The following is a 22269-nucleotide window of genomic DNA, read 5'->3' on the forward strand; positions in this document are numbered from 1 at the left end:
CGCGTCGGGCGGGGTCACTCGCAGAAGACCTGCACCTTGGCGTCGGACTGGTCGACGTCGACGGTGACGTCGTCGAGCTGCTCGACGAGGTCCTCGATGTGCTGCGGCTTGAGTTGGGTCAGGTCGATCGGTACGCCGGACTTGGCCAGCTCGACGTTGACCTTGCTGAGCGCCTGGGGCGGGACCAGGCTGGTGAGGCGTACCCCGGCGCGCAGGAGTTGCAGCGGGACCCGGATGTTGACCCGGCCCGGCCCGTCGTCGTCCTGCGAGGTCACCATCACGCGCAGGTACTTCGGTCGGGCCTTCGGCCGGGGCGGGGTTGCCGTCGGCGATTCCGGCTGCTCGCGCTCCAGGGCGCCGATGAGCTGTTCCGCCTCGTCGGCGGTGATCTTCCCGTCGGCCAGCATCTGCAGGATCTGGCGGCGCTGCTCGTTCATGTCGGTCCTCTTCCTCGACTCATCTGACGCTTACCAGCAGGGCCTTGCGGCCCTGCGCGATCTCGATCCGGGTGCCGGGCAGGGAGCACAGCACCTGTCCGACACCCCGCAGCGCGGCTGCCGGATTCACCCGGGCGACGAGACAGGCGACCAGTGCGACCGGCACGGCGAGCAGCAGCAGGGGCGCGAGCAGCAGCAGGACCGGCAGGACCGGTACGTACCGCCGCCGCCAGCGGCCGTCGGGGCGGCGGTGCCGGATGGTCACCAGCTGCGGAATCATCGTGACCTCTCCAACTCGGCAAGCGCCTGTGCGACGTCGATCTCTCCTCGCCGCAGCCGGTCGACGACGTCGGCGCCGGTGGGGGCCGGGTCGGTGTCGACGAAGTCGAGCTGCGTGGCGATCCGGTTCAGGCGGGACTTGATCGTCGGGTAGCTCACCCCGAAGATCCGTTCCATCTCCTTGATCGAGCCGTGCGACCGGACGAACGCGGCCACGAACACCTGGTCGTCGGCGCCGAGTTGGGCCAGTTGCGGCGGCTCGAACTGCCCCTCGACCGCGATGCCGGTGCCGGTGAGGCGGACCCGTTCGACCACGAACGGCTGTCCGCGGGTCAGATCCGTCAGCTCCTGCCAGTCCACCTGCCTACCTCCCACCACCGATGACCTCAGGAGTCAATTCTGGCATAAATTTTCTCAATCCCATAGCGGGCTACACTTGATTTTCTTAATTCCTACTGCACTTGGCGCGTCTCTCGACAGGGCGGGCAACCCGGAACGATTACCATCGTCATCTAGCGGGGAGAGGACCGGCACGACGACCGCCCGATGCCTCCGCCTTGGCCAGCAACCGCAAGCTCGACCACAACCGCCAGATTCGCAGGGAGAGCCATGGGTGATCGGATCGACGTCGCCGAGGCGACGCGCGCCAAACACGAGACCGCAGCGGTGTTCGACCGTGGCGCCGCCACCTACGATCGCACCGGGGTGGAGTTCTTCGGCCCGATGGGGCGGGAGCTGGTACGCCGAGTGGGGCTGCGCCCGGGACAACAGGTCCTCGACGTGGGCTGTGGGCGGGGCGCCGTCCTGCTGCCCGCGGCGCAGGCCGTGGGGCCGACCGGCGGCGTCGTCGGCATCGACCTGGCCCCGACGATGGTCGACCTGACCCGCGCCGACGTGGCCACCGCCGGCCTCGCCCACGTCCGGGTGGACGTCGCCGACGCCGAGGATCCGCCCCTGCCCGAGGCCACCTTCGACGCCGTGCTCGCCGGACTCGTCGTGTTCCTGCTGCCCGCTCCACTGGACGCGCTGCGCGCCTACCGGCGGCTCCTGCGGCCCACCGGACGGATCGGCGTCACCACCTTCGCCGCCCACGATCCACGGTTCAACGACGCGCTCACCGCGTTGGCCCGGCACCTGCCGCCGGAGCGCCGCCAGCCACCGAACAAGGGGAAGCCCGAGCACTTCGCCACGCGCGAGTCGACCGGCGAACTCCTGCGCCGTGCCGGCTATCACCAGGTCACCATCGACGACGTGCCGTTCGAGAGCCGGTTCCGTGACATCGACCACTTCGTCGCCTGGGCGTGGTCGCACGGGGCCCGCGCGATCCTGGAACGCATCCCTCCCGACCGACTGCCCGCCGCCCTCGCCGATGCGGCACACGCCCTGTCCCCCACCGGCGAGAGCCTCCAGTTGACCACCAGCGTCCGGTTCGCCATCGGTAGCCGGGCGGAGTCCTGACGGCGGCAGAAACTTCCGGGAACTTCCGGCGAGGCGTACCCGACCAGGTAGTCGAGGTACGTGCTTCCCTGTCGCCGTACCCCTCGCGGAAGGTTGTCCACACATGCACTTCACAGTTCGTCGGGTCGCGCAGATCGGTGCCCTCGGGCTCTTCACCGCCGCGACGGTGGCACTCACCGGTTCACCGGCCGCCGCGCACGTCACGGTCAGCCCGTCGGTGACCACCGCCGGCTCGTACGCCGTGCTGACGATGGGGGTGCCGCACGGTTGCGACGGTTCTGCCACCACCAAGGTGTCCATCAAGATCCCCGACCAGATCGTCACGGTCACGCCCACCGTGAACCCGAACTGGACGGTCGAGAAGGTGATGGCGGCCCTGAACCCGCCGATCACGGACGGACACGGCAACGAGGTCACCCAGCGGGTGACCGAGGTGGTCTACACCGCGAACACGCCACTGCCGGACGACCTGCGTGACAAGTTCGAACTGTCGGTGAAGCTGCCGGACACCGCCGGTGAGACGCTGGTGTTCCCCTCGGTGCAGACCTGCGAGCAGGGCGAGGCGGCCTGGGTGCAGCTGCCCGAGGCGGGCCAGGAGGGTCACGAGTTGGATTACCCGGCACCGAAGTTCGTCGTGACCGCAAAGGCCGACGCCGCCGACACGGCCGACGCCGCCCACGACGCCGAGGAGCAGCCGGTGGCCCAGACCAGCACGGAGTCCGAGGGCGGCACCGGGGCGGTGGCGTGGATCGCGCTGGGGCTCGGCGCGCTGGGCCTGGTGGCCGGCGGGTTGGCGCTGGTGCGTACCCGCAGGACCGCCTGACGGGCGGGCACGGGTGACGTCCCGCAGCAGCTCGGCGGGCCGCCGGGCCAGCGGGCGGGCACGGTGGGCCTGGTCCACCGTGCTCGCCGGCCTGCTCGGCCTGCTGGCCGCCGTCGTCCCGGCGGCGCCGGCCGCCGCCCACGCGGTCCTGCTGGGCACCGATCCGGTCGACGGCGCCGTGCTGGCGACCGCGCCGGCCCAGATCACGCTGACCTTCAACGAGCAGGTGACGGTACGCCCCGGCGGTGTCCGGCTGCTCGACGCGGCCGGCGATGAGCTGTCCAGCGACAGCCGGTCGGTGGACACCACGGTGGTCCTGACCGTGCCGCCGGAGCTACCCGGTGGCACCTACATCCTCACGTACCGGGTGATCTCAGCTGACAGTCATCCCGTATCGGGTGGATTCAGCTTCGCTGTCGGGGCGCCGAGCAGCTCCGCAGTCGCAGTGCCGGAGAGCAACCCGGGGCGCGGACTGGACATCCTGCGTCAGGTCAGCGAGGCGGCCTCCTACCTCGGTCTCCTCGTCGGTGCGGGCGTACTGGTCTTCTTGCTGGTGCTGTTGCGCGCCGACGCGCCGGTGCTGCGGCGACGGCTGCTGCGGCTGGTCGCCTGGTCGGTGGGTCTGACGGTGGCGACGCGGCTGGTCCTGGTGCCAGCCGTCCCCGCCTGGCAGGACGGCCGCGACCTGGACGGGCTGACCGACCCCGCCCTGTGGACAGCCGGGCTCGGTGCCGAGGAGTCCCTGAGCTCACTGCTGGTGGTGCTGGGTCTGGGCACCGCCTGGTGGGCCACCGTGACGGTGGGTTCCCCACCCACCACCGCGACGACCGGCGGGTCCACCGGTGCCGCCCGGCGGGCGGCGCTGACCGCAATGGCGTTCACCGGTGTCGCGCTCGCCTGGGGGGCGGTCGCTCTGGTCGGGCACACCCGGACCTACGGCCCGGCCTGGCTGGTCGTCACGGCCGACGTGCTGCACGTGGTCACCGCCGGTGTGTGGCTGGGCGGGTTGGTGGCCCTGGCATGGACGCTGACCCGGTCGGCCGACCTGCCGCCCGGTGCGGCGGCGCGCACGGTGTCCGCGTTCTCGCGCACCGCCGCCGTCCTCGTCGGTGTGCTCGGCCTGACCGGGGTGCTGCTCGGGTGGCGCATCCTGGGGTCCTGGGAGGGGCTCTGGAGCACCGCGTACGGGACGGCCCTGCTGACCAAGGTCGGGCTGACCGTGGTGGTCCTGGCCGTGGCCGCGCACAACAGGTTCCGGCTGGTGCCCCGGGTCGTGGCCGCCGACCGTGACGACGGATCCGCGGCGGCGTGGCGACTGCTACGCCGCTCCGTCCGGTGGGAGGCGGCGTTGCTGGTCGGTGTGGTCGCCACCACCGGGTTCCTGGTCACGCAGAGTCCGGTCGTCACCGCGACGGGTACGCCTCCAGCGGCCGACGCCGGGGAGCGCCCGATCGTGGTGGAGGCGCCGTTGGGGTCGGGTCGGGCCGTCGTCCGGCTGACCCCCGGGGTGGTGGGAGTGAACTCGATGGAACTGGATCTCCTCGACGCGGCGGGCCAGCCCGTCGAGCCGGTGGACGACCCGAGGCTGACGGTCCAGTTGCCCGCGATGGACGTCGGCCCGCTGGAGCGGACGCTGTCGCAGACCGGTCCGGGCCGGTACGAGGCGGTCGTCGACCTGCCTCTCGCCGGCTCCTGGGTCCTACAGGTCAGCGTGCGGACCTCGAAGTACGAGAATCCGATCGCCCGCCTCCCGGTGGAGGTCGGATGACGCCGCGACGGTTGCTCCGGACGGCCGCCGTGGCGGCCGGTGTGATCGCGTACCTGGCGTTGGGGGCGGTGCCCGCCGCAGCGCACGTCGAGGTTGCGGGCGCGCGGCCGAACGGTGACGGCACCACGACCCTGACGTTCGCCTTCGACCACAGTTGCGACGACTCCCCCACCACCGAGCTGGTCGTCGCCCTACCCGAGGGGGCGACCGCCACCGGCACCGTGGAGCCGGACGGCTGGTCCGCCGCCGTCGCCGGGGATCGCGTCACGTTCACCGGGCCGGGGCTGGAGACCGCCGAGGTGGGCGTGACCACCCGGATCGTGGCTCAGGCGGGCGACACACTGCACTTCCCGGTGCTGCAACGGTGTGCCGACGGCAACTCGCTCGACTGGATCGACCGCACCGCCGACAGCGACTACCCGGCACCGAGATTGATCGCGACCAACGCCGTGCTCGAAACCCCACCGGAGGCGACCGTCGCGCCGCCTCCCGCCGCAGGCGGTGTGACCCCGCCGGAGGCCGGGGGCGCGACGCTGGGTCAGGCGCTGACCGTGCTCGTCGTGTTCGTCGCCGCCGCAGCGGTGGCCGGGTTCGTGGTCGCGCGGCGCACCACGTAGGGCGTCGACGGTCTCCGAAACGGGAGGGGCCCCGGCCGATCGTCGACGATCGGCCGGGGCCCCTCGGTGCGGCCCGGATCAGGCCAGGTCGAACCGGTCGAGTTCCATCACCTTGGTCCAGGCGGCGACGAAGTCGGCCACGAACCTGTCGCGCGCGTCGTCGCTGGCGTAGACCTCGGCGAGCGCCCGGAGCTGCGAGTTGGAACCGAAGATGAGGTCGACCGCGGTAGCGGTCCACTTCACCTCGTCGGTGGCCAGGTCGCGGATCTCGTACACGTGCTCGTCGGACTCCGACGCCTTCCACCGGGTGCCCGGAGAGAGCAGGTTGGTGAAGAAGTCGTTGGTGAGCACGCCGGGCTGGTCGGTGAGGACGCCGTGGCGGCTGTCACCGACGTTGGCCCCGAGGGAACGCAGGCCGCCGATCAGGGCGGTCATCTCGGGCGCGGTCAGGTTGAGCATGTAGGCCCGGTCGATGAGCAGGACCTCCGGCTGGGTCTTCTCACCCGGCCGCAGGTAGTTGCGGAACCCGTCGGCACGCGGCTCCATGACCCGGAACGACTCGACGTCGGTCTGTTCCTGGGCAGCGTCGGTACGGCCCGGGTGGAACGGGGCGGTGGTCTCGACCCCGGCGTCGCGCGCCGCCTTCTCGACGGCGGCGGAGCCGGCCAGCACGATCAGGTCCGCCAGGGAGATCTTCGCGCCACCGGCGGAGTTGAACTCCCGCTGGATGTCCTCCAGGGTCTTCAGCACCCCGGCGAGTTGCTCCGGCTGGTTGACCTCCCAGCTGCGCTGCGGTTCGAGGCGGATGCGGGCACCGTTGGCGCCGCCCCGCTTGTCGGTGTACCGGAAGCTGGCGGCCGAGGCCCACGCGGTCGAGACGAGCTGGGCGGTGCTCAGCCCGGACTCCAGGACCTTGGTCTTGAGCGCCGCGACGTCGGCGTCACCGACCAGCTCGTGGTCGACGGCCGGCACCGGGTCCTGCCAGAGCTGGGCCTCGGGGACCCACGGGCCGAGGAAGCGGCTGACCGGGCCCATGTCGCGGTGCAGCAGCTTGTACCATGCCTTGGCGAAGGCGAGCGCGAACTCGTCGGGGTTCTCCAGGAAGCGGCGGGAGATCCGCTCGTACGCCGGGTCGACGCGCAGCGACAGGTCCGTCGTGAGCATGGTCGGCTTGTGCTTCTTCGACGGGTCGTGGGCGTCCGGGATGATCGCCTCGGCGTCCTTGGCGACCCACTGCTTGGCGCCGCCGGGGCTGGTGGTCAGCTCCCACTCGTAGCCGAAGAGGATCTCGAAGAAGCGGTTGCTCCACTCGGTCGGCCGGTCGGTCCAGGTGACCTCGAGGCCGCTGGTGATCGTGTCGGCGCCCTTGCCGCTGCCGTGCGTGCTCAGCCAGCCCAGGCCCTGCGTCTCCAGCGGGGCGCCCTCGGGCTCGGGGCCCACGTGGTCGTCGGCGATGCCGGCGCCGTGGGTCTTGCCGAAGGTGTGGCCACCGGCGATGAGCGCGACGGTCTCCTCGTCGTTCATCGCCATCCGGGCGAAGGTCTCCCGGATGAAGTGTGCCGCCGCGAGCGGGTCGGCATTGCCACGGGGGCCCTCCGGGTTGACGTAGATCAGACCCATCTCGGTCGCGCCGACGCCCTGCGCCATCTCCTTCTCGGAGACGTAGCGCTCGTCGCCGAGCCAGGTGTCCTCCGGGCCCCAGAAGATCTCCTCGGGCTCCCACACGTCCGGGCGGCCGAAGCCGAAGCCGAAGGTCTTGAACCCCATCGACTCCAGGGCCACGTTGCCGGCGAGCACGAGCAGGTCGGCCCAGGAGATCTGCTGGCCGTACTTCTGCTTGACCGGCCACAGCAGGCGGCGGGCCTTGTCCAGGTTGGCGTTGTCCGGCCAGCTGTTGAGCGGGGCGAACCGCTGCCCGCCGTCGCCGGCGCCGCCGCGCCCGTCCTCGATGCGGTACGTGCCGGCGGCGTGCCAGCTCATCCGGATCATCAGGCCGCCGTAGTGGCCGAAGTCGGCCGGCCACCAGTCCTGGGAGGTGGTGAGGACCTGGGTGATGTCCCGCTTGAGCGCCTCGACGTCGAGCTTGGCGAACTCCGTGGCGTAGCTGAAGTCGGCGCCGAGCGGGTTGCCCTTGGACGAGTGGGCGTGCAGCACCGAGAGGTCGAGCTGGTTGGGCCACCAGTCCCGGTTGGTACGGGGGCGACCGCCGGTCTTCGGGGTCGGCGAGTCGATCGCCGGGTTCTCGCTCTCGCTGCCGTGCGCGGTCACCGAGTCGTGCGCGACCGGGCAGCCGGCCTCGGCCTTCTTGTCCACGCCCTGGGCGCTCGACGGACGGTCGTGCTGTGCGTTACTCAATGTGCTTCCTTCCGACCTGGCGGATCACTGGTGGTGCGTGCGGTCGCAGTCGGGGCAGGTGCCCCAGAAGACGACCTCCGCCTCGTCGACCACGAACCCGTGGTCGTCGGAGGCGGTGAGACAGGGGGCGTCACCGACGGCGCAGTCCACGTCGGCGATCGCGCCGCAGGAGCGGCACACGACATGATGGTGGTTGTCCCCGACCCGGGACTCGTACCGGGCGACGGCTCCGGCAGGCTGGATGCGACGCACCAGACCGGCGTCGGTGAGCGCCCGCAACACATCGTAGATGGCCTGGTGGGACACCGTGGGATGGTCGGCCCGGACCAGCCGGGTCACCGTGTCGGTGTCGACGTGCGGGTGATCCCGCAGCGCCGCGAGCACCGCCAGTCGGGGCCGGGTCACGCGCAACGAGACGGCCCGGAGCTGCGCCTCGAAGTCGGCCGTCATGCCGGCCAACCTACTCCACTCTTTTGGAATCAATCAAATTTGCTGACGCTCCGCATGCCGCGTGTCGCGGTGCGCCGCCGGTGCGGGTTTCGCCGCCGGCTACTTCGGTCACGACGAGTTCGCCGAGCACGCGCCCGGCATGAAGATCATCGACGACGCGCTCGAACTGCGCGGACGGATCTTCGGGGCGTTCGAGCTGGCCGAGTTGGAGGCGCTGGACCGGCTGCCGGGCGTGGCGCAGGTGGCCATCCAGGGCGGGCGGCCGGCGGCCCGGCAGATCCTGCGGCGGCTCCGGGGCGAGCCGGCCGGACAGCCGTTCCGGTACCGGGACAAGGGCAGCATGGCGACCATCTCGCGCTTCTCGGCGGTGGCCACCGTCGGTCGGCTGCGGTTGGCCGGGCTGACCGGGTGGTTGCTCTGGCTCGCCGTGCACCTGCTGTACCTGGTGGGCTTCAAGAACCGGGTCACCGCCGTGCTGCACTGGTTCGTCAGCTTCATCGGGCGTGGCCGCTCCGAGCGGACCGTGACGTTGCAGCAGGTGGTGGCGCGTACCGCGTTGCAGGAGGTCACCACGCAGGCCGAGCCTCCGGCGGTCGCGGCCGCAGGCGGGTCCGACGGGTCGGCGGACGCCCCGGCCGACGCGCCCGGGCAGCGGACGGCCGTGCCCGGCCCCGAGGCCGCGCGGCACGGTGCGCCGGAGCGGCCGACCGGCTGGCCTTCCGGCAACGACGCGGGTGGCTAGATCGGGAAGTGGCCTCGACGCCAGTGCCAGTGGCGACCGGCGCGCAGGTGGTCGACGACCGCGCGGTGCAGCGCGGTACGGCGCGGCAGTTCGTCCAGCGGTGTGCTCAGGCTGCGGAACACGAACCGCAGCACCTCGACGTCGGCGTCGATTCCTTCCGGTTCCTCGTAGGGTTCGAGCGTGAACCTGCGCTGGAAGCGGACGATGTGGGAGTCCTCCGGCAGGTACTCCCGCAGTTGCGGGTCGAGCAGCCACGAGCCGCAGGAGAACGTGGTGTACTCCTCGTCGGGGAAGTGGCGCGGGAAGAAGGCGCGGGCCGCATCGAGCGAGTCGGTGACCGCCTGCGGGGTGAGCGGCCCCGCCTCGGGGATGTGCAGGCCGATGCTGCCCTCACCGCGTTGGTGCTGCAACCGGCCCAGCTCGTAGAGGCTGCCCCGGGCGTGCAGGGTCAACCAGCTCTGCATGACCGGCCAGCCCTCACGGTGCATCCGGCGGTCGACCGCGAGGTTGCGGCCCAGGTCCGCCAGGGTCGTCCAGGACACCGCGTCGGGGACGCCGTGGTCACGGTGAAACGCCCGCACCACGTCGAGCAGGGCCAGGTACGCGTACACGTACAGGTGCTGCCAGGCCGGGCCCCGATCGCGGGGCAGCTCCGGGCCGGGCGGCAACCATTCGTGGCCGCCCAGGTCGGCGCGGACCAGCGCGATCGAGCGGTCGAGCAGCCACCGCAGCTCCGGGGTCCACAGCGGCGAGTCGGGGTCGGGCCAGCCGGCCATGATCTCGGCGGCGTCGTCCGGGCGTACGGCGAGCCGGTCCAGGATCGCGGGCGCGTCGGCCTTCGCGGGCAACGGGGCCGACGGCCGGTCACCGGCGAGCCGGTGGACGCGCGCGACGTCCTCGACGGGTACGCCGAGCCGGGCGGCGATGTCCTCCAGGTCCACGTCGACGAACCTACTCAGCGAGGTGACTTCTTGCGAGCCCTCCTCTGGCGGGGGTACGCGGCCACCACGGGTGCCGGGGCGATCCGCAGCAGGTCACCGGCCCGAGGTGTGATCAGGTCAGCCATCCGAGGAACCTCCGGTGCAGCAACCCCGCCGGGGCCCACCCCATGTCCCGACTCGCCGCCAGGAAGCACGCACCCATGTAGAGCGCGAGGGACACCGGAGCCCGGTCGTACTCGGCCCGCAGCTCCTGACGACGGGTCCGACACGGCCAGGGCGCACCACAGCCCGCACACGTCCAGATCGGCACCACCGGCCCGTGCGCCGTCACGACCCCTCCCCCGGCCAGTGGCCCCGATTGACGGGCACCCGGTACCGCACCCGACACGGCAGATCCCGACCACACCGACACGTCACCCGCCTCAGCAGGTGATTCCACGTCGGCCGGTGCCGACGCGCCCGCGTCAGAGCCGCCGCAAGCAGGAACTGGTCGTAGGTCATGTACCGAGACATGCCGCGCTCCTCGGAAGCAGGCCAACATGGGCACCATCACCATAAGTGCCGTATTGACGTAAACACAACACTGCGCCAGCATGGTGTCACCTAACGTGCGCTCGTGAGCAGCGAGAGCGACTTCGATCCGGATGTCGCTACATGGAAGCAACTCGCGGACCGGCTGCGGCAAGCCATCCGCTCAGGCCAGCTTGCCCCCGGCCAGCGAGTTCCGACCGAGCTGAGCCTCACTCAGGAGTACCAACTCAGCAGACTCACGGTCCGCCGCGCACTTCAGCAACTGCGAAGCGAGGGCTTGATCGTGGTCGTGCAGAGTCGTGGCACGTTCGTCAGGGGCGAGCAGGAGCGCAGCATTGTAACCCTGAGTAAGGGCGATCAGGTGCAAGCCCGAATGCCCGACCCTGACGAGCGGCGGAAGTACGTCCTCCACGAAGGCGAGCCCGTCGTCCTGGTGACCAGAACAGACGGCAGGGTGCAGGGTTACGGCGCGCATCGCGTCACCATCGTCAGCGGATAGCCGAACGGCGACTATCAACCTCGGCACCGTGCAGACGATGGCGCGGATGGGGGCGAGGCACCGTCTCAGTGCCCGGCGTCGTCGGTGCGCGGGCGGACACCGCCGACGAAGGCGTCGAGCGTCGGTCCGTGCAGTACCGCACCGGGCAACGGGTCTCGCCGCACCCGCTGCGTCAGGCGTGTCACCGGCAGCCGACCCGGGCGGGTGGCCGCCGCGAGCACCAGGTTGCCGTACCGCCGGCCGCGCAGCATCCGCCGGTCGGCGACGACGCAGACGTCGGCGAAGACCGCGCGCAGGGTCGCCGCCTGCACCCGGGCCAGGAGCAGCGGCGGCAGGTCGGTGACGTTGACCAGGTAGACGCCGTCCGGCCGCAGCACCCGGGCGACCTCGGCGGCGAACGCCACGGTGGCCACGTGCGGCGGCATCCGGGCCGCCCGGTAGATGTCGGCGAAGACCAGGTCGTACGCGTCGGCGGAGGTCTCGGTGACGGCCTGGCGCGCGTCGTCCACCCGGATCTCGACCCCGGGCTGCCGCAGCGGCAGGTCCCGGGTCACCACGTACGACTGCTCGACGCCACCGGCCAGGAGCGTGCGCCCGGTGGGCCGGGCCGGGTCGACGACCAGCTCCAGCCGGTCGTCGGTGGCCTCCATGAGCAGGCAGGCTAGCCCAGCCGCCGGTGCCGCACCCGCAGGACCCGGCGGCGTCAGCTCCCGAGCATCGGTGGGCGGTCGCTGTTGAGGTGGAACGCGCGTTCCTCGGCCTCCTGGCGGGCCGCGACGAAGTCGCGTTGCCAGTCGGGAGCGCCGTCCGGGATACGGGCGACCACGTTCTCACCGTGGATCCGGCCGTCCGCGTCGGTGAGGCTGACACCGACCACGGTGTGCCCCCGACCGGGAATGGCGTAGTGGCGCACCGTCCACCGCGCAGACACCTGCGCAGCCTGGCGGCGGCGTCGGGCGCCGGCCGTCAGCACCGCTCCGATGAGCGCAACGGCGGCCAGCACGACGAGAAGGACAGCCAGGAACGCGATGATCCGCATCCGCCCGAGGGTACCCGGCCTGCGGCCCGAGCCGCATCCACCAGCGGTGGGTCCACCGCACCGAGCCCGGGACGCCGGTCACCGCCGTACGGCGGCGTCCGTTCGAGATCTTGGACACTGTCCGTCAGCCGGGAACGGCACGTGTCCAAGATCTCGCACCGCATCCGGTTCCTGGTGCGGATCCGCGTGGCACAGCGCCCGAGCTGAGCGCGCCGGTCTCAGGGGATCGGCAATCCGGCGGGTGTGCCGCTCTGCTCGGGACGGCGCTCCTCGCCGACGGCCGCCCGTACCTCCGCGTCGTGGGCACCGAGCGCCGGGCCGGTCCAGCGGATCGTGCCGGGCGTCGCCGACAGGCGCGGCGACACGTTCTGCATCGGGACGGGACCGAGGTCGGGATCGGGCACCCGCACGATGCTCTCCCGCGCCTGGAACTGCGGGTCGTCGAGCATGTCACGGGCGGTGTACACGCGACCGGCCGGGACGGCGTGCTGTTCCAGGATCGCCAGGACCTCGTCTGCCGGGTGCTGCGCGGTCCAACCGGCGATCAGGTCGTCGAGTTCCCGCTGACGCACACCACGGGCGACGTGGGTGGCGTACTCCGGCGAGGTGGCCAGGTCGGGCCGTCCCATGGCGGCGGCGAGACGGCGGAACACGGTGTCCTGGTTCGCCGCGACGAGCACGAAGTCGCCGTCGGAGGTCGGGTACACGTTGGAGGGTGCGACGCCGGGGAGTACGGCTCCGGACCGTTGCCGGGTGACTCCGGCGACGGCGTAGTCGGCCACGAGGGCCTCGGTCATGGCCAGCACCGACTCGTAGATGGACACGTCCACGACCTGGCCGACGCCGGTGCGCTGCCGGGCGTACAGCGCGAGGAGGGTGCCGTACGCGGCGTGCATCCCGGCCAGCATGTCCCCGATCGACAGTCCGGTGCGGCTGGGCGGCCGGTCCGGGTCGCCGACGAGGTGCCGCAGGCCACCCATCGCCTCGCCGATCGAGCCGTACCCGGCGCGGGCGGCGTACGGCCCGGTCTGGCCGAAGCCGCTGACCCGGACGAGGACCAGTCGCGGGTTGATCGCGGACAGTTCGGCCCAGCCCAGTCCGTATCGTTCCAGGGTGCCCGGACGGAAGTTCTCCACCAGGACGTCGGCCTGCGCGATGAGCGCGAGGACGAACGCCTTGCCGTCGGCGGACTTCAGGTCGGCGGTGACGCTGCGCTTCCCACGGGCGATCACGCTCCAGGACAGTGACTTGCCGTCCTTGCTGTGTCCCCAGCGGCGCATCGGGTCACCCTCGGCGGGCTGTTCGACCTTGACGACGTCGGCGCCGAAGTCGGCCAGCAACTGGCCGCAGAACGGCCCGGCGATGAGCTGGCCGAGTTCGACGACCCGTACCCCGTCCAACGCCGGTATCTGCTGCTGCATCGGTGTTGCCCTTCAGTCGATCCGGCGAAGTGAGGTGCGGTAGTGGCGCGCTGTCTCGATGTAGCCCGCGGTGTTGATCCGTAGGTTGTCGGCGTCGGGCGGGGTGTCGCGGATCGACACCGGCACACCGAGTGCCATGGTGCGGGGCGGGACGACGAAGCGGGGCGGCGCCGTGCCGTCCTGGATGTTCGTGCCCGCGCCGATGACGATCTCGTTGCCGTCGCCACGCAGCACCGCGCCGGGCCACACCGAGGTGTCGGGTCCGAGGACGACCCGACCGATCACGACCGCGTCGGGATGCACGTACGCGGACGGGTCGATGCGCGGAACCAGGTCCCCGAGGGCGTAGATCGGCACGGGTCACAACTCCAGCGACTTGCTGATGATGGTCTTCAGGACCTCGCTGGTGCCGCCGTAGATGCGGGTGACCCGCGCGTCGGCGTACATCCGGGCGATCGGGTACTCGGTGACGTAGCCGTACCCGCCGTGCAGTTGCAGGCACCGGTCGACCACACGGCCCTGCATCTCGGTGCAGAACAGCTTCGTCTTGGCCGCGTCGGCCGGGGTCAGTTCCCCGTTCAGGTGTGCCCGCACCGCCGCGTCGAGCAGGGCCTGTCCGGCCTCCAGTTCGGCCGCCATCGCCGCCAGTTCGAACTTGGTGTTCTGGAACTGTCCCAGGGAGCGGCCGAAGACGGTGCGTTCCCGCACGTACCGGATGGTGTGTTCGTGCGCGGTGGCGGCCTGCGCGACGGCGCCGACGGCGATCGCGAGGCGTTCCTGTGCGAGGTTGTGGGTCAGCGCCGTGAACCCGGATCCCTCCGGACCGAGCCGGTTGGCCACCGGCACCCGTACCCCGTCGAACGCCAGTTCCACGGTGTCCTGCGTGGACAGCCCGATCTTGTGTAGCCGGCGCCCGACGGTGAAACCGGGGGTGCCCTTCTCCACGGCGAGCAGCGACAGCCCGGCCCGGCGGTCGTCGGGGTCCCGTCCGGTGCGGACCACGACGACGACGAGGTCGGCCAGTTCCCCGCCGGTGATGAACGTCTTCGCGCCGTCGACGACGTAGTGGTCGCCGTCGCGTACCGCCGTGGTGCTGATGCCCGCGAGGTCGGATCCGACGCCCGGTTCGCTCATCGCGATGGCGGTGTAGAGGTCCCCGGAGGCGAGCCCCGGGAACCACCGTCCGCGCTGGGCCTCGTCGGCGAAGGCGAGGAAGTACGGCAACACGATGTCGAGGTGGGTACGCAGACCACCGAGGGTGACGACGGCCCGGGCGGCTTCCTCCTGGATCACCACGTTGTACCGGTAGTCGACGGTGCCACCGCCGCCGTGCTCCTCGGGGACGGCGAAGCCCATGATCCCCACCGCACCGAGGGTGCGGAACAGGTCGCGGGGCACGATGCCGTCCTCGCGCCACTGCTCGTGGTGCGGCGTCACCTCCCGTTCGATCACCTTGCGGACCAGCAGCCGGAACTCCTCGTGTTCCGGTTCGAACAACGTACGGCGCATCGGGTCAGACGCTCTCTTCCTGTGCCGGCCGCTTGGCCTGGTCGTGGTCCTCCCAGAAAATGATCTTCCGGTTGAGGAAGGCGAGGATGCCGTGCACCGCCAGACCGATCGTCGCCATCACGATCAGCAGCGCGAAGACACCGTCGACCTGTAGCTGTGCGTTGCGCTGCAGCAGCATGTAGCCCAACCCCTGGGACGAGCTGATGAACTCACCGGTGATCGCGCCGAGCAGGCTGAACACGGCGGCGACCCGGAGGCCGGCGAAGATGTACGGCAGCGCCACCTTGACCCGCAGCATCCAGAACGTCTGCCACTCCGAGGCCTGCAGCATCCGCATCAGGTCGCGCTGTTCGCGGGTGAAGGACTTGAGCCCGACGATGACGTTGACGAACACCGGGAAGAACGCCAGCACGGTGGCCAGCGCGACCTTGGGCGCCATACCGAAGCCGAACCAGGTGACCAGCATCGGCGCGATCGCGATCTTGGGGAAGTTCTGGAAGGCGATGATGTACGGCGAGAACCCCTTCTCCAGCACGGGCAGGCGTACCAGGATCGCCGCGACGATGATCGCGGCGGTGGAACCCAGCGCGAACCCGATGCCGAACTCGGTGACCGTCACCAGCAGGTTCCGGTAGAGCTCCGTGCCGGTGAGCATGAGCCACAGTTCGTCGAGCACGTCCAGCGGCGCCGGCAGGATCAGCGGTTCCACGCCGAAGACCTCGATGGCCGACACCCAGACGCCGAGCGCGATCAACGCGATCAGCGGACTGACGATGAGCGTCGGGTGGCGACGCACCAGCGACCGGGACGGCCGTTTCGGCGCCGCGTCCGGCCTGGTCGCCGGCGTTCCCGTGTTGCCGGTGGCCGACTCGCTCCTGGTGATGGTCATCCCACAGCTCCTCGTGCGTGCAGGTGCCCGCGGATGCGGTTGGTCAGCCTCGACGCCTCCGGCGAGTCCATGACGTCGAACGTGCGGGGCCGGGGCAGGTCGATCTGGACCTGGTCGAGGATCGTGCCGGGCCGGCCGGAGAGCACCACCACCACGTCGCTGAGGAACACCGCCTCGCTGATCGAGTGGGTCACGAACAGCGTGGTGGCGCCGGTCTCCGACCAGATCCGCAGCAGCTCGGAGTTCATGGTCTCGCGGGTGAGCGCGTCCAGGGCACCGAACGGCTCGTCCATCAGCAGCAGGCTGGGCCGGCTCATCAGCGCGCGGACCAGCGCGGCCCGCTGCTGCATGCCGCCGGACAGCTCGCGGGGGTAGCGGTGCTGGAAACCGTCCAGCCCGACCAGCTCCAGCAGGTCCTCCGCCCGTTTGCGCGCCTGCGGCGAGCGGTCCCGGGCGACGTCGGCCGGCAGCATCACGTTACGGAAGATCGTCAGCCAGGGCAGCAGCACCGGCTGCTGGAACACCATGCCGAAGTCCCGCCGTGGTCCGTCGACCGGCGTACCCGCCACGAGGGTGGACCCGCCGCTGCTGGTCTCCAGCCCGGCGACGATCCGGAGCAGGGTGGACTTGCCGCAGCCGCTCGGCCCGACCAGCGACACGAACGAACCCTGCCGGACCTCCAGGTCGATGTCGGTCAGCGCCACCACGTCTCCGGCGCTGGTGCGGAAGGTCTTGGACACCCCGCTGACCTCGACCCCGGGCGCCACGCCGACGGCGCCCGGTCCGCTTGTCGCTTGCATGGTCACGCTGACCTCCATCAACTGGGTGCTGTCACGGCCCGCACGGCCGCCTTGTCGAACGCGTTCACGCCCGCGATCAGCGACCCGTCGTAGATCGCGCTCACCTCGACAGACTGCTTGATCTGCCCGTTCTCGGTGAGGTACTGGATGATGTATTCGAGCTGGTCGTTCCGGATCGAGCCGTACTCGCCGTTGTCGGCTGCCTTGATCGACTGCAACCGGGCGGTGACCTGCGCGACGCCGGCAGCGATCACCGTGCCGTCCTCACCCGAGGGCCTGGTCTCCGGGAACTTCCGGTAGTGCGCCTTGACCGCTTCCTCGGGGTTGGCCTGCATCCACTCGGTGGCCTTGGCGACGCCCCTGGCCCACGCCTCCAGCTCAGCCTTCTTGTCCGCCATGATCGACTTGGTCGTGGCCGCGACGACCCCGATGACGAGCTTGTCGTTGATCGCGCTGTCGAGGACCTTCAGGTCCGCGCCGGCCTGCTGGAAGCCGACGACCGACGTGTCGGTGTCGCTGACCGCGTCGACCTGGCCGCTCTTGATGGCGTTGGCGGCCTGGGCACCGGTCCCGATCGCGACGAACTTGATGCTGTTCGGGTCGACACCGGCCTCCGCCGCGCCGGCCTTGGTGAACGTGACCGCGCCGGTGGCGAGGTTCGGCACACCGACGGTCTTGCCGCCCAGGTCACCGAGGCCGTTGATCGGGCTGTCCGCGGGGACGGCGGTCGCGACGATGCCGCGCTGGCTCAGCGAGTACGGGATCACGAACGGCTGGCCCTCGGAGATCGGCGGGACGACCGCCTCACCCGAGACGACGGCGACGTCGATCTGGTTGCCGACCATCGCCGACAGCGCCACGGCGGTGCCCTCGATCCGAGTGATCTCGACCTTGAGATTGTCCTCGCCCCAGAAGCCGAGAACCTCGGGCAACGAGGTGTACATGGCGGCACCGGGAGACAGCACGGCACCGGCGAAGCCGAGCCGGATCGTCATCTCGCCGTCGGAACCGCTGCCCGCAGAGCTGTCGTCACCACACGCAGTGAGAGGCAGGAACGCGAGCGCGGCCAACGCCGCCACCGCCCTGCGCCTTTTCATCGTCGAAGCCACCGAATTCCTCCAAAGCCTGAAACAATCCCTGGGAATGCAGATGAGTGAGGGTCACAGGAAATGTGCTCGAAATCATGGTCACGGCCAGGGGAGCGGTGGTCAACGTACGATTCGGGTCCAGCGCATACCTAGTTCGACTGCACCCATAGCGCGGAAGTATCGGTCGCATTCGGCAACACGACGCGTCAGCTGGCGAGGCTGACCTGACGACTCGCGGCGGCAGCGCGGGCGTCGCGGATCCGGGCGTCCACGGCGGCTCCGGCGGCGACCAGGCCGAGCCCGAGATCCTGCTGCTCCTTCAGGGCGGTGACCCACCGCTTCGCGTCGGTGTGGATCACGCCGGTGAGCGCGTTGACGCCGACCGACCGGTCCCCCGGGCGGCGCAGCAGCCGCAGCCTGCGGACCTGCGCGGGCGCGATCTCCTGGACCACGGCGCCGCGCGCCTGCGCCCCGATCGCCAGGCGCAGGGTCAGAAACGTCGAGCCGACTCCGGCCAACACGAGCGGGATGGTGGAAGCGGTACGGGCGACCTCCACGACGACCTTGACGGCGACGCCCCGGGCCGCCATCGCCCGCTCGACGTCCGTCCATGCCTGGCCCCGGCGGTCGCCGACGACCATCGGCACCCCGGCGAGCTGTTCCAACGGGACCGGCCCACCCGAACAGGGCGTGCCGGGCGGGGAGACCAGTACGACGTGCTGCTCGCTGACCAGCAACTGTTCCAGTTCGTCGCAGACGATCAGGCCGGCGGTCAGACCCAGCTCGCAGTCCCCGGAGCGGACGAGTTCGGCCACGCCGTCGTCGCTCTCGCTCTCCTCGACCCGCACCACCGTGTCGGGATACTTGCGACGGAAGCGGCCCAGCCACGGGGCGAGGGGGTCGGCGACGAGTCCCGCCCCGGCGGCGACGGCGATCTGGCCCGCGTGCAGCTCACGTACCCGCTGCACGGCGACCTGCGCCCGCTCGACCGAGCGGACGACCTGGCGGGCGGGGCCGACCAGGGCCTGCCCGGCCGGGGAGAGCACCAGGCCGCGGCCGACCCGCAGGAACAGGTCGGTGCGCAACTGCCGTTCGAGACTGCGGATCGCCTGGGACAGCGACGGCTGGGACAGGTGCAGCGCCTTTGCCGCACGGGTCACCCCGCCGTAGTCGTGCACGGCAAGGAAGTACTCGAGCTGACGAACCTCGATGCTGGTCATCCCGCACCTCACGCATCATCGCCGGGGGTTTTAGCCGGCGAGTGTTCCAGAACCAAGTCTGGTTTTCAACGGTTGCGTTACCACGAGATGTCGTCGATAGTCCCTGGTCAGAGGGAGTGACAGCGATCGAGGCTACGGGGAGTCAGAACCAGTTCTGCCGCTGACCGGTTTCGACGGCAGATCCAGCAGCCGGCAGGCGAGCGCGATCTCGAACCGAGCCTCGTCCGCCGAGAGCAGACCGGCGATCCAGTTGCGGGTGGCCGAACCGAAGCACCCGGCCACCACCCGCAGCACCATCCACGCCTCGTAGCCGGGGGTGCTGTCATGTCCGTGCGCGATCACCGAGAGCAGCCGTAGGTGCATCTGCTGGACCTCGTCGTGGGTCTCGCGGTAATCCGGGTTCGTGCCGACCAGCACCCGCGCCAGCGCCGAGGTAACGTGCGGCTGCCGCTGCTGCGCGGCGAACTCCCGCAGCAGGTACCCGCTGACGCGCTCGCCCGGTGTCGTGCCGGTCGGTTCGATGTCAGCCTGCTGCACCCGGACCAGCGCCCGCTCGAATCGGGCCCGGGCCATCGCCAGGAGGAGGTGGTCCTTGGACGGGAAGTAGCGGTACACCGTCGCCAGCGACACCCGGGCGTCCTCGGCGACCCGCTTCATCTGCAGCGCGTCCTCCCCACCCACGGCCAGCATCACCGAGGCGCTGGCGAGGACGCGACTACGCCGGTCGTGCTGGGCCGGAGTGCGCGGCTGAGCCGGGGCTGCCACCACGCGCGACGCGGCCACCTTCACCGCAGAGGCTTTCACCGTCACGTGGGACATCGTGGCGACGGAACGGCCCGCCGTCCAATCCACAGCACCGGACTTGTCCGTCATCGCCCCTCGAACCGGGCGGGTCGGCGTTCGAGGAACGCCGCGATCCCCTCCTGCGCGTCCGCCGAGAGCCGGTTGATCGACTGGGCCATCGTCTCCGCGGCGAGGGACTCCTCGACCCCGCGGGCCCACGAGTCGCGGAGCATCTGCTTGGTGAGCCGGGTCGCGATCGGCGGACCCGCCGCCAGCCGGGTGGCCAGGGCCGCGACATGTCCGGGCAGCTCGTCCGGCGCCACGACCTCCTCCAGCAGGCCCCACTCGCGGGCGCGGTCGGCGTCGACGATCTCCGGCAGCAGGCACAGCCGGGTGGCCAGGCGCGGCCCGACCAGTCGGGGCAGCAGCCACGACGTCGCGAAGTCCGGCGACAGTCCGCGGGCCAGGAACATCGTGCCGAAGCGCGCCCGGCTGCTCGCCACGACGAAGTCGCAGGCCAACGCCAGGCCGAATCCGGCGCCCACGGCGAGCCCGTCGACCTGCGCGATCGTCGGCTGCGGCAGCGACACCAGGGTCTGGCAGGTGCGGGCGACCGCTGCGAGCTGGGCGTGCGGGTGCGGTGCCCGGTCGCCGCCGTCGAGGTCGCCGCCGCTGCAGAACGCCCCGGCGGTGCCGGTCACCACCACCACCCGGGCGTCGCCTGCCGCCGCCTCGTTCAATGCCGCGCCCAGCTCGTCCCAGGCCGCGTACGTCATCGCGTTGCGTCGTGCCGGCCGGTCGATCGTCACGGTCAGCACCGACCCGTCACGGGTCACCCGTACCGCCCGCGTACCGGCGCCGCCGGGTGCCCGACCAGGGTCAGCCGGGCTGCCGGTCGCGGCGCCGTGCTCCGCCGTGCTCACGCGGTCACCGCCAGGGTGGCGGCGAGCTGGGCACGGACCGTCTTTCCGGAGGCGTTCTTCGGCAGCGTGGCGACGACCACGACCCGCGCCGGCGTCTTGTAGCCGGCCAACCGGGACCGACAGTGCGCGCGCAGCTCGTCGGGGTCCGGCACGGCACCGGGCCCGGCGACCACGGCCGCCACGACGATCTGCCCCCACCGCTGGTCCGGCAGGCCGACCACCGCCGCCTCGGCGACCGTCGGATGGTCGACCAGTACGTTCTCGATCTCGGCGGGGAAGATGTTCTCGCCGCCGCGCAGGATCATGTCGTCCACCCGGCCGGCGAGGTAGAGGTACCCCTCGTCGTCACGCCGGGCCATGTCGCCGCTGCGGATCCAGCCGTCGACGACCTTGGTGGCGGTGAGCTCGGGATTGCCCACGTAGCCGCTCATCACCGTGTCGCTCCGGGTGCGGATCTCGCCGACCGTGCCGACGCCGACCTCGTTGCCGTCCGCGTCACACAACCGCAGGTCGACCCCGAACATGGGGCGGCCGATCGAACCGAGCAGGTGCGGCCGCCCGGCGAACGCGGCACGGTGGTCGGCCGGACGCAGGATGGTCTGTCCACCGCCCTCGGTGCCGGCGCCGAACGTGTTGTACAGGTCGCAGCCGAATGTGTCGTGCAGCCGGCGGACCAGCTCGGGAGGCATCGCGGAACCGCCGTAGGCGATGCTGCGCAACGCGGGGACCGGGCCCACGTCCGGATGGTCGAGCAGCGCGACGACCATGCTCGGCACCAGCAGGCAGCGGGTCACCACGCCGCTGCGCAGGCAGCCCAGCACCGCCGTGGCATCGAACTGCGGGAGCAGCATGAGCGCCGCGCCCCGGGAGATCGCGTAGTAGAGCCAGCCCATCCCGGAGACGTGGAACAGCGGGGTGCCCGCGTACAGGCACTCCCGCGGCTGGAAGCCCTGTTCGAGCACGCCCTTGGCGGTGTTGGCCTTGATCATCCGCTGGGTCTGCGCGACCACGCGCGGTGTACCGGTGGTCCCGCTGGTCAGCATCCACAGCAGCACGTCGTCGTCACTGGTCGCGGCCGGCAGGCTGGCCTGACCGGGCGGGTCGTGCGCGTCGGTGAACTCCTCGACGGAGGCCACGCCGGACAGCGGTCGGTCCAGCGTCAACACCAGTCGCAGGTTCGGTGCCGCGGCCCGCAGGTCGTCGAACAGGTGTGCGTAGCGCGACTCCAGCACCAGCACGGCCGGGTCCGCCAGCGCCGTCAACGCGGCCAGCTCCGCGGCGGCGAGCCGATAGTTCAGCGGCGCTCCGATCGTGCCCAGCTTGAGCGAGGCGAACAGCGTCACCGCGTAACCGACGCTGTCGGTGCCCAGGATCGCTATCCGTTCACCTGGAGCGATGCCGGCCGCACGTAGCGCGCTCGCCAGCCGCGACGCCCGGTCCTCCAGGCCGCGCATCGTCAGCGCGACCCCGTCGGGGGTCCGCAACGCCGGTGCGTCCGGGTACGTGTGCGCACTCATGGTGGGCCAGTCACCCGGTCCGACGGAGGCCAAGGATCTCAATCGGCTCACTCCCGCAGAATGTGCTCTCGAATATGCCCACGCAACTGCCACAGACGACGCTAGTCGGCACACAATCCGTGTCAAGGTGCGGCCGCCGAAGCATCCGATAGGCATCCCCTATCTGTTCCGTGCACAGGT

Annotated in this window: 25 protein-coding genes; 6 read left to right on the top strand and 19 right to left on the bottom strand. The window is 70.9% G+C overall.

The genetic code is table 11. The annotated features are described in order from the left end of the window. Window positions 1-14: 14 nt before the first annotated feature. The 3 genes from ID554_RS30375 to ID554_RS30385 are packed head-to-tail and all read right to left on the bottom strand — an operon-like array spanning window position 15 to window position 1091. Window positions 15-437: an SHOCT-like domain-containing protein gene (locus tag ID554_RS30375; protein ID WP_117226875.1), complete on the bottom strand. Its 423-nt coding sequence runs from the start codon at window positions 435-437 to the stop codon at window positions 15-17. A gap of 19 nt (window positions 438-456) precedes the next feature. Next, window positions 457-717 carry a hypothetical protein gene (locus tag ID554_RS30380; protein ID WP_117226874.1) on the bottom strand — a complete coding sequence of 87 codons (261 nt, stop codon included), beginning with the start codon at window positions 715-717 and terminating at the stop codon, window positions 457-459. Then, the gene (locus tag ID554_RS30385) at window positions 714-1091 is read right to left on the bottom strand and encodes a DUF2089 domain-containing protein (protein WP_223884350.1); all 378 of its coding nucleotides are present in this window, start codon (window positions 1089-1091) and stop codon (window positions 714-716) included. Before ID554_RS30385 ends, ID554_RS30380 begins: the two co-directional genes overlap by 4 nt. Before the next feature lie 234 nt (window positions 1092-1325). On the opposite strand from ID554_RS30385, the gene ID554_RS30390 reads away from it, so the two are divergent. From ID554_RS30390 to ID554_RS30405, 4 genes are all read left to right on the top strand, one after another. Then, window positions 1326-2174 (top strand): class I SAM-dependent methyltransferase, encoded by an 849-nt coding sequence (locus ID554_RS30390; protein WP_117226872.1) that lies wholly within the window; start codon window positions 1326-1328, stop codon window positions 2172-2174. A gap of 103 nt (window positions 2175-2277) precedes the next feature. Beyond that, window positions 2278-2997 carry a YcnI family copper-binding membrane protein gene (locus ID554_RS30395; RefSeq protein ID WP_117226871.1) on the top strand — a complete coding sequence of 240 codons (720 nt, stop codon included), beginning with the start codon at window positions 2278-2280 and terminating at the stop codon, window positions 2995-2997. Between the two features lie 13 nt (window positions 2998-3010). Then, entirely contained in the window at window positions 3011-4765 is a 1755-nt protein-coding gene (locus tag ID554_RS30400; RefSeq protein WP_117226870.1) for a copper resistance CopC/CopD family protein, read from the top strand. Further along, window positions 4762-5382 (top strand): DUF1775 domain-containing protein, encoded by a 621-nt coding sequence (locus ID554_RS30405; RefSeq protein WP_117226869.1) that lies wholly within the window; start codon window positions 4762-4764, stop codon window positions 5380-5382. The genes ID554_RS30400 and ID554_RS30405 overlap by 4 nt, the downstream gene beginning before the upstream one ends. A 78-nt stretch (window positions 5383-5460) precedes the next feature. Here the strand turns inward: ID554_RS30405 and katG are convergent, their stop codons facing one another. Both katG and ID554_RS30415 read right to left on the bottom strand, forming a co-directional pair. Beyond that, window positions 5461-7737, bottom strand: a complete 2277-nt coding sequence (gene katG / locus ID554_RS30410; protein ID WP_117226868.1) for a catalase/peroxidase HPI — start codon at window positions 7735-7737, stop codon at window positions 5461-5463. A 24-nt stretch (window positions 7738-7761) separates the two neighbouring features. Next, window positions 7762-8187, bottom strand: coding sequence for a Fur family transcriptional regulator (locus tag ID554_RS30415; RefSeq protein ID WP_117226867.1), 426 nt, complete (start codon window positions 8185-8187; stop codon window positions 7762-7764). 61 nt (window positions 8188-8248) lie between these two features. Here ID554_RS30415 and ID554_RS30420 point away from each other — a divergent pair, with 61 nt between their 5' ends. Then, window positions 8249-8929 (top strand): NAD(P)/FAD-dependent oxidoreductase, encoded by a 681-nt coding sequence (locus ID554_RS30420; RefSeq protein WP_191088667.1) that lies wholly within the window; start codon window positions 8249-8251, stop codon window positions 8927-8929. Here the strand turns inward: ID554_RS30420 and ID554_RS30425 are convergent. Then, on the bottom strand, window positions 8926-9870 hold the full coding sequence (locus ID554_RS30425; RefSeq protein ID WP_117226866.1) for an acyltransferase domain-containing protein: 945 nt from the start codon (window positions 9868-9870) through the stop codon (window positions 8926-8928). The two genes, ID554_RS30420 and ID554_RS30425, sit on opposite strands and share 4 nt — an antisense overlap. A gap of 112 nt (window positions 9871-9982) precedes the next feature. Next, window positions 9983-10201, bottom strand: coding sequence for a hypothetical protein (locus ID554_RS30430; protein WP_117226865.1), 219 nt, complete (start codon window positions 10199-10201; stop codon window positions 9983-9985). A gap of 285 nt (window positions 10202-10486) precedes the next feature. Between ID554_RS30430 and ID554_RS30435 the strand changes: the two genes are divergently transcribed. Beyond that, window positions 10487-10900 carry a GntR family transcriptional regulator gene (locus ID554_RS30435; protein WP_117226863.1) on the top strand — a complete coding sequence of 138 codons (414 nt, stop codon included), beginning with the start codon at window positions 10487-10489 and terminating at the stop codon, window positions 10898-10900. Window positions 10901-10965: 65 nt separating this feature from the next. Here ID554_RS30435 and ID554_RS30440 read toward each other — a convergent pair whose 3' ends face one another. From ID554_RS30440 to ID554_RS30495, 12 genes are all read right to left on the bottom strand, one after another. Then, complete coding sequence (locus ID554_RS30440) at window positions 10966-11550, bottom strand: spermidine synthase (RefSeq protein ID WP_117226862.1); 585 nt, start codon at window positions 11548-11550, stop codon at window positions 10966-10968. 53 nt (window positions 11551-11603) lie between these two features. Beyond that, window positions 11604-11939 carry a hypothetical protein gene (locus tag ID554_RS30445; protein WP_117226861.1) on the bottom strand — a complete coding sequence of 112 codons (336 nt, stop codon included), beginning with the start codon at window positions 11937-11939 and terminating at the stop codon, window positions 11604-11606. A gap of 218 nt (window positions 11940-12157) precedes the next feature. Further along, window positions 12158-13360 (bottom strand): CaiB/BaiF CoA transferase family protein, encoded by a 1203-nt coding sequence (locus tag ID554_RS30450; RefSeq protein ID WP_117226860.1) that lies wholly within the window; start codon window positions 13358-13360, stop codon window positions 12158-12160. Window positions 13361-13372: 12 nt separating this feature from the next. Next, window positions 13373-13717 (bottom strand): gamma carbonic anhydrase family protein, encoded by a 345-nt coding sequence (locus ID554_RS30455; RefSeq protein ID WP_117226859.1) that lies wholly within the window; start codon window positions 13715-13717, stop codon window positions 13373-13375. A 3-nt stretch (window positions 13718-13720) separates the two neighbouring features. After that, entirely contained in the window at window positions 13721-14869 is a 1149-nt protein-coding gene (locus tag ID554_RS30460; protein WP_117226858.1) for an acyl-CoA dehydrogenase family protein, read from the bottom strand. Between the two features lie 4 nt (window positions 14870-14873). Beyond that, window positions 14874-15758 carry an ABC transporter permease gene (locus ID554_RS30465; RefSeq protein ID WP_117226857.1) on the bottom strand — a complete coding sequence of 295 codons (885 nt, stop codon included), beginning with the start codon at window positions 15756-15758 and terminating at the stop codon, window positions 14874-14876. Then, on the bottom strand, window positions 15755-16558 hold the full coding sequence (locus ID554_RS30470) for an ABC transporter ATP-binding protein (protein WP_191088945.1): 804 nt from the start codon (window positions 16556-16558) through the stop codon (window positions 15755-15757). Before ID554_RS30470 ends, ID554_RS30465 begins: the two co-directional genes overlap by 4 nt. 17 nt (window positions 16559-16575) lie before the next feature. Beyond that, window positions 16576-17655, bottom strand: coding sequence for an ABC transporter substrate-binding protein (locus tag ID554_RS30475; RefSeq protein WP_117226855.1), 1080 nt, complete (start codon window positions 17653-17655; stop codon window positions 16576-16578). Between the two features lie 197 nt (window positions 17656-17852). Next, complete coding sequence (locus tag ID554_RS30480; protein ID WP_117226854.1) at window positions 17853-18866, bottom strand: LysR family transcriptional regulator; 1014 nt, start codon at window positions 18864-18866, stop codon at window positions 17853-17855. 132 nt (window positions 18867-18998) lie between these two features. Continuing rightward, window positions 18999-19676 carry a TetR/AcrR family transcriptional regulator gene (locus ID554_RS30485; protein WP_158573678.1) on the bottom strand — a complete coding sequence of 226 codons (678 nt, stop codon included), beginning with the start codon at window positions 19674-19676 and terminating at the stop codon, window positions 18999-19001. Between the two features lie 59 nt (window positions 19677-19735). Further along, entirely contained in the window at window positions 19736-20572 is an 837-nt protein-coding gene (locus ID554_RS30490; RefSeq protein ID WP_158573677.1) for an enoyl-CoA hydratase/isomerase family protein, read from the bottom strand. After that, a complete protein-coding gene (locus ID554_RS30495; RefSeq protein ID WP_158573676.1) occupies window positions 20569-22089 on the bottom strand; it encodes a class I adenylate-forming enzyme family protein in 1521 nt (506 codons plus the stop codon). Before ID554_RS30495 ends, ID554_RS30490 begins: the two co-directional genes overlap by 4 nt. Between the last annotated feature and the right edge of the window lie 180 nt (window positions 22090-22269).

It is taken from the genome of Micromonospora craniellae (assembly GCF_014764405.1).
In the GTDB taxonomy this organism is placed as follows: Bacteria; Actinomycetota; Actinomycetes; order Mycobacteriales; family Micromonosporaceae; genus Micromonospora; species Micromonospora craniellae.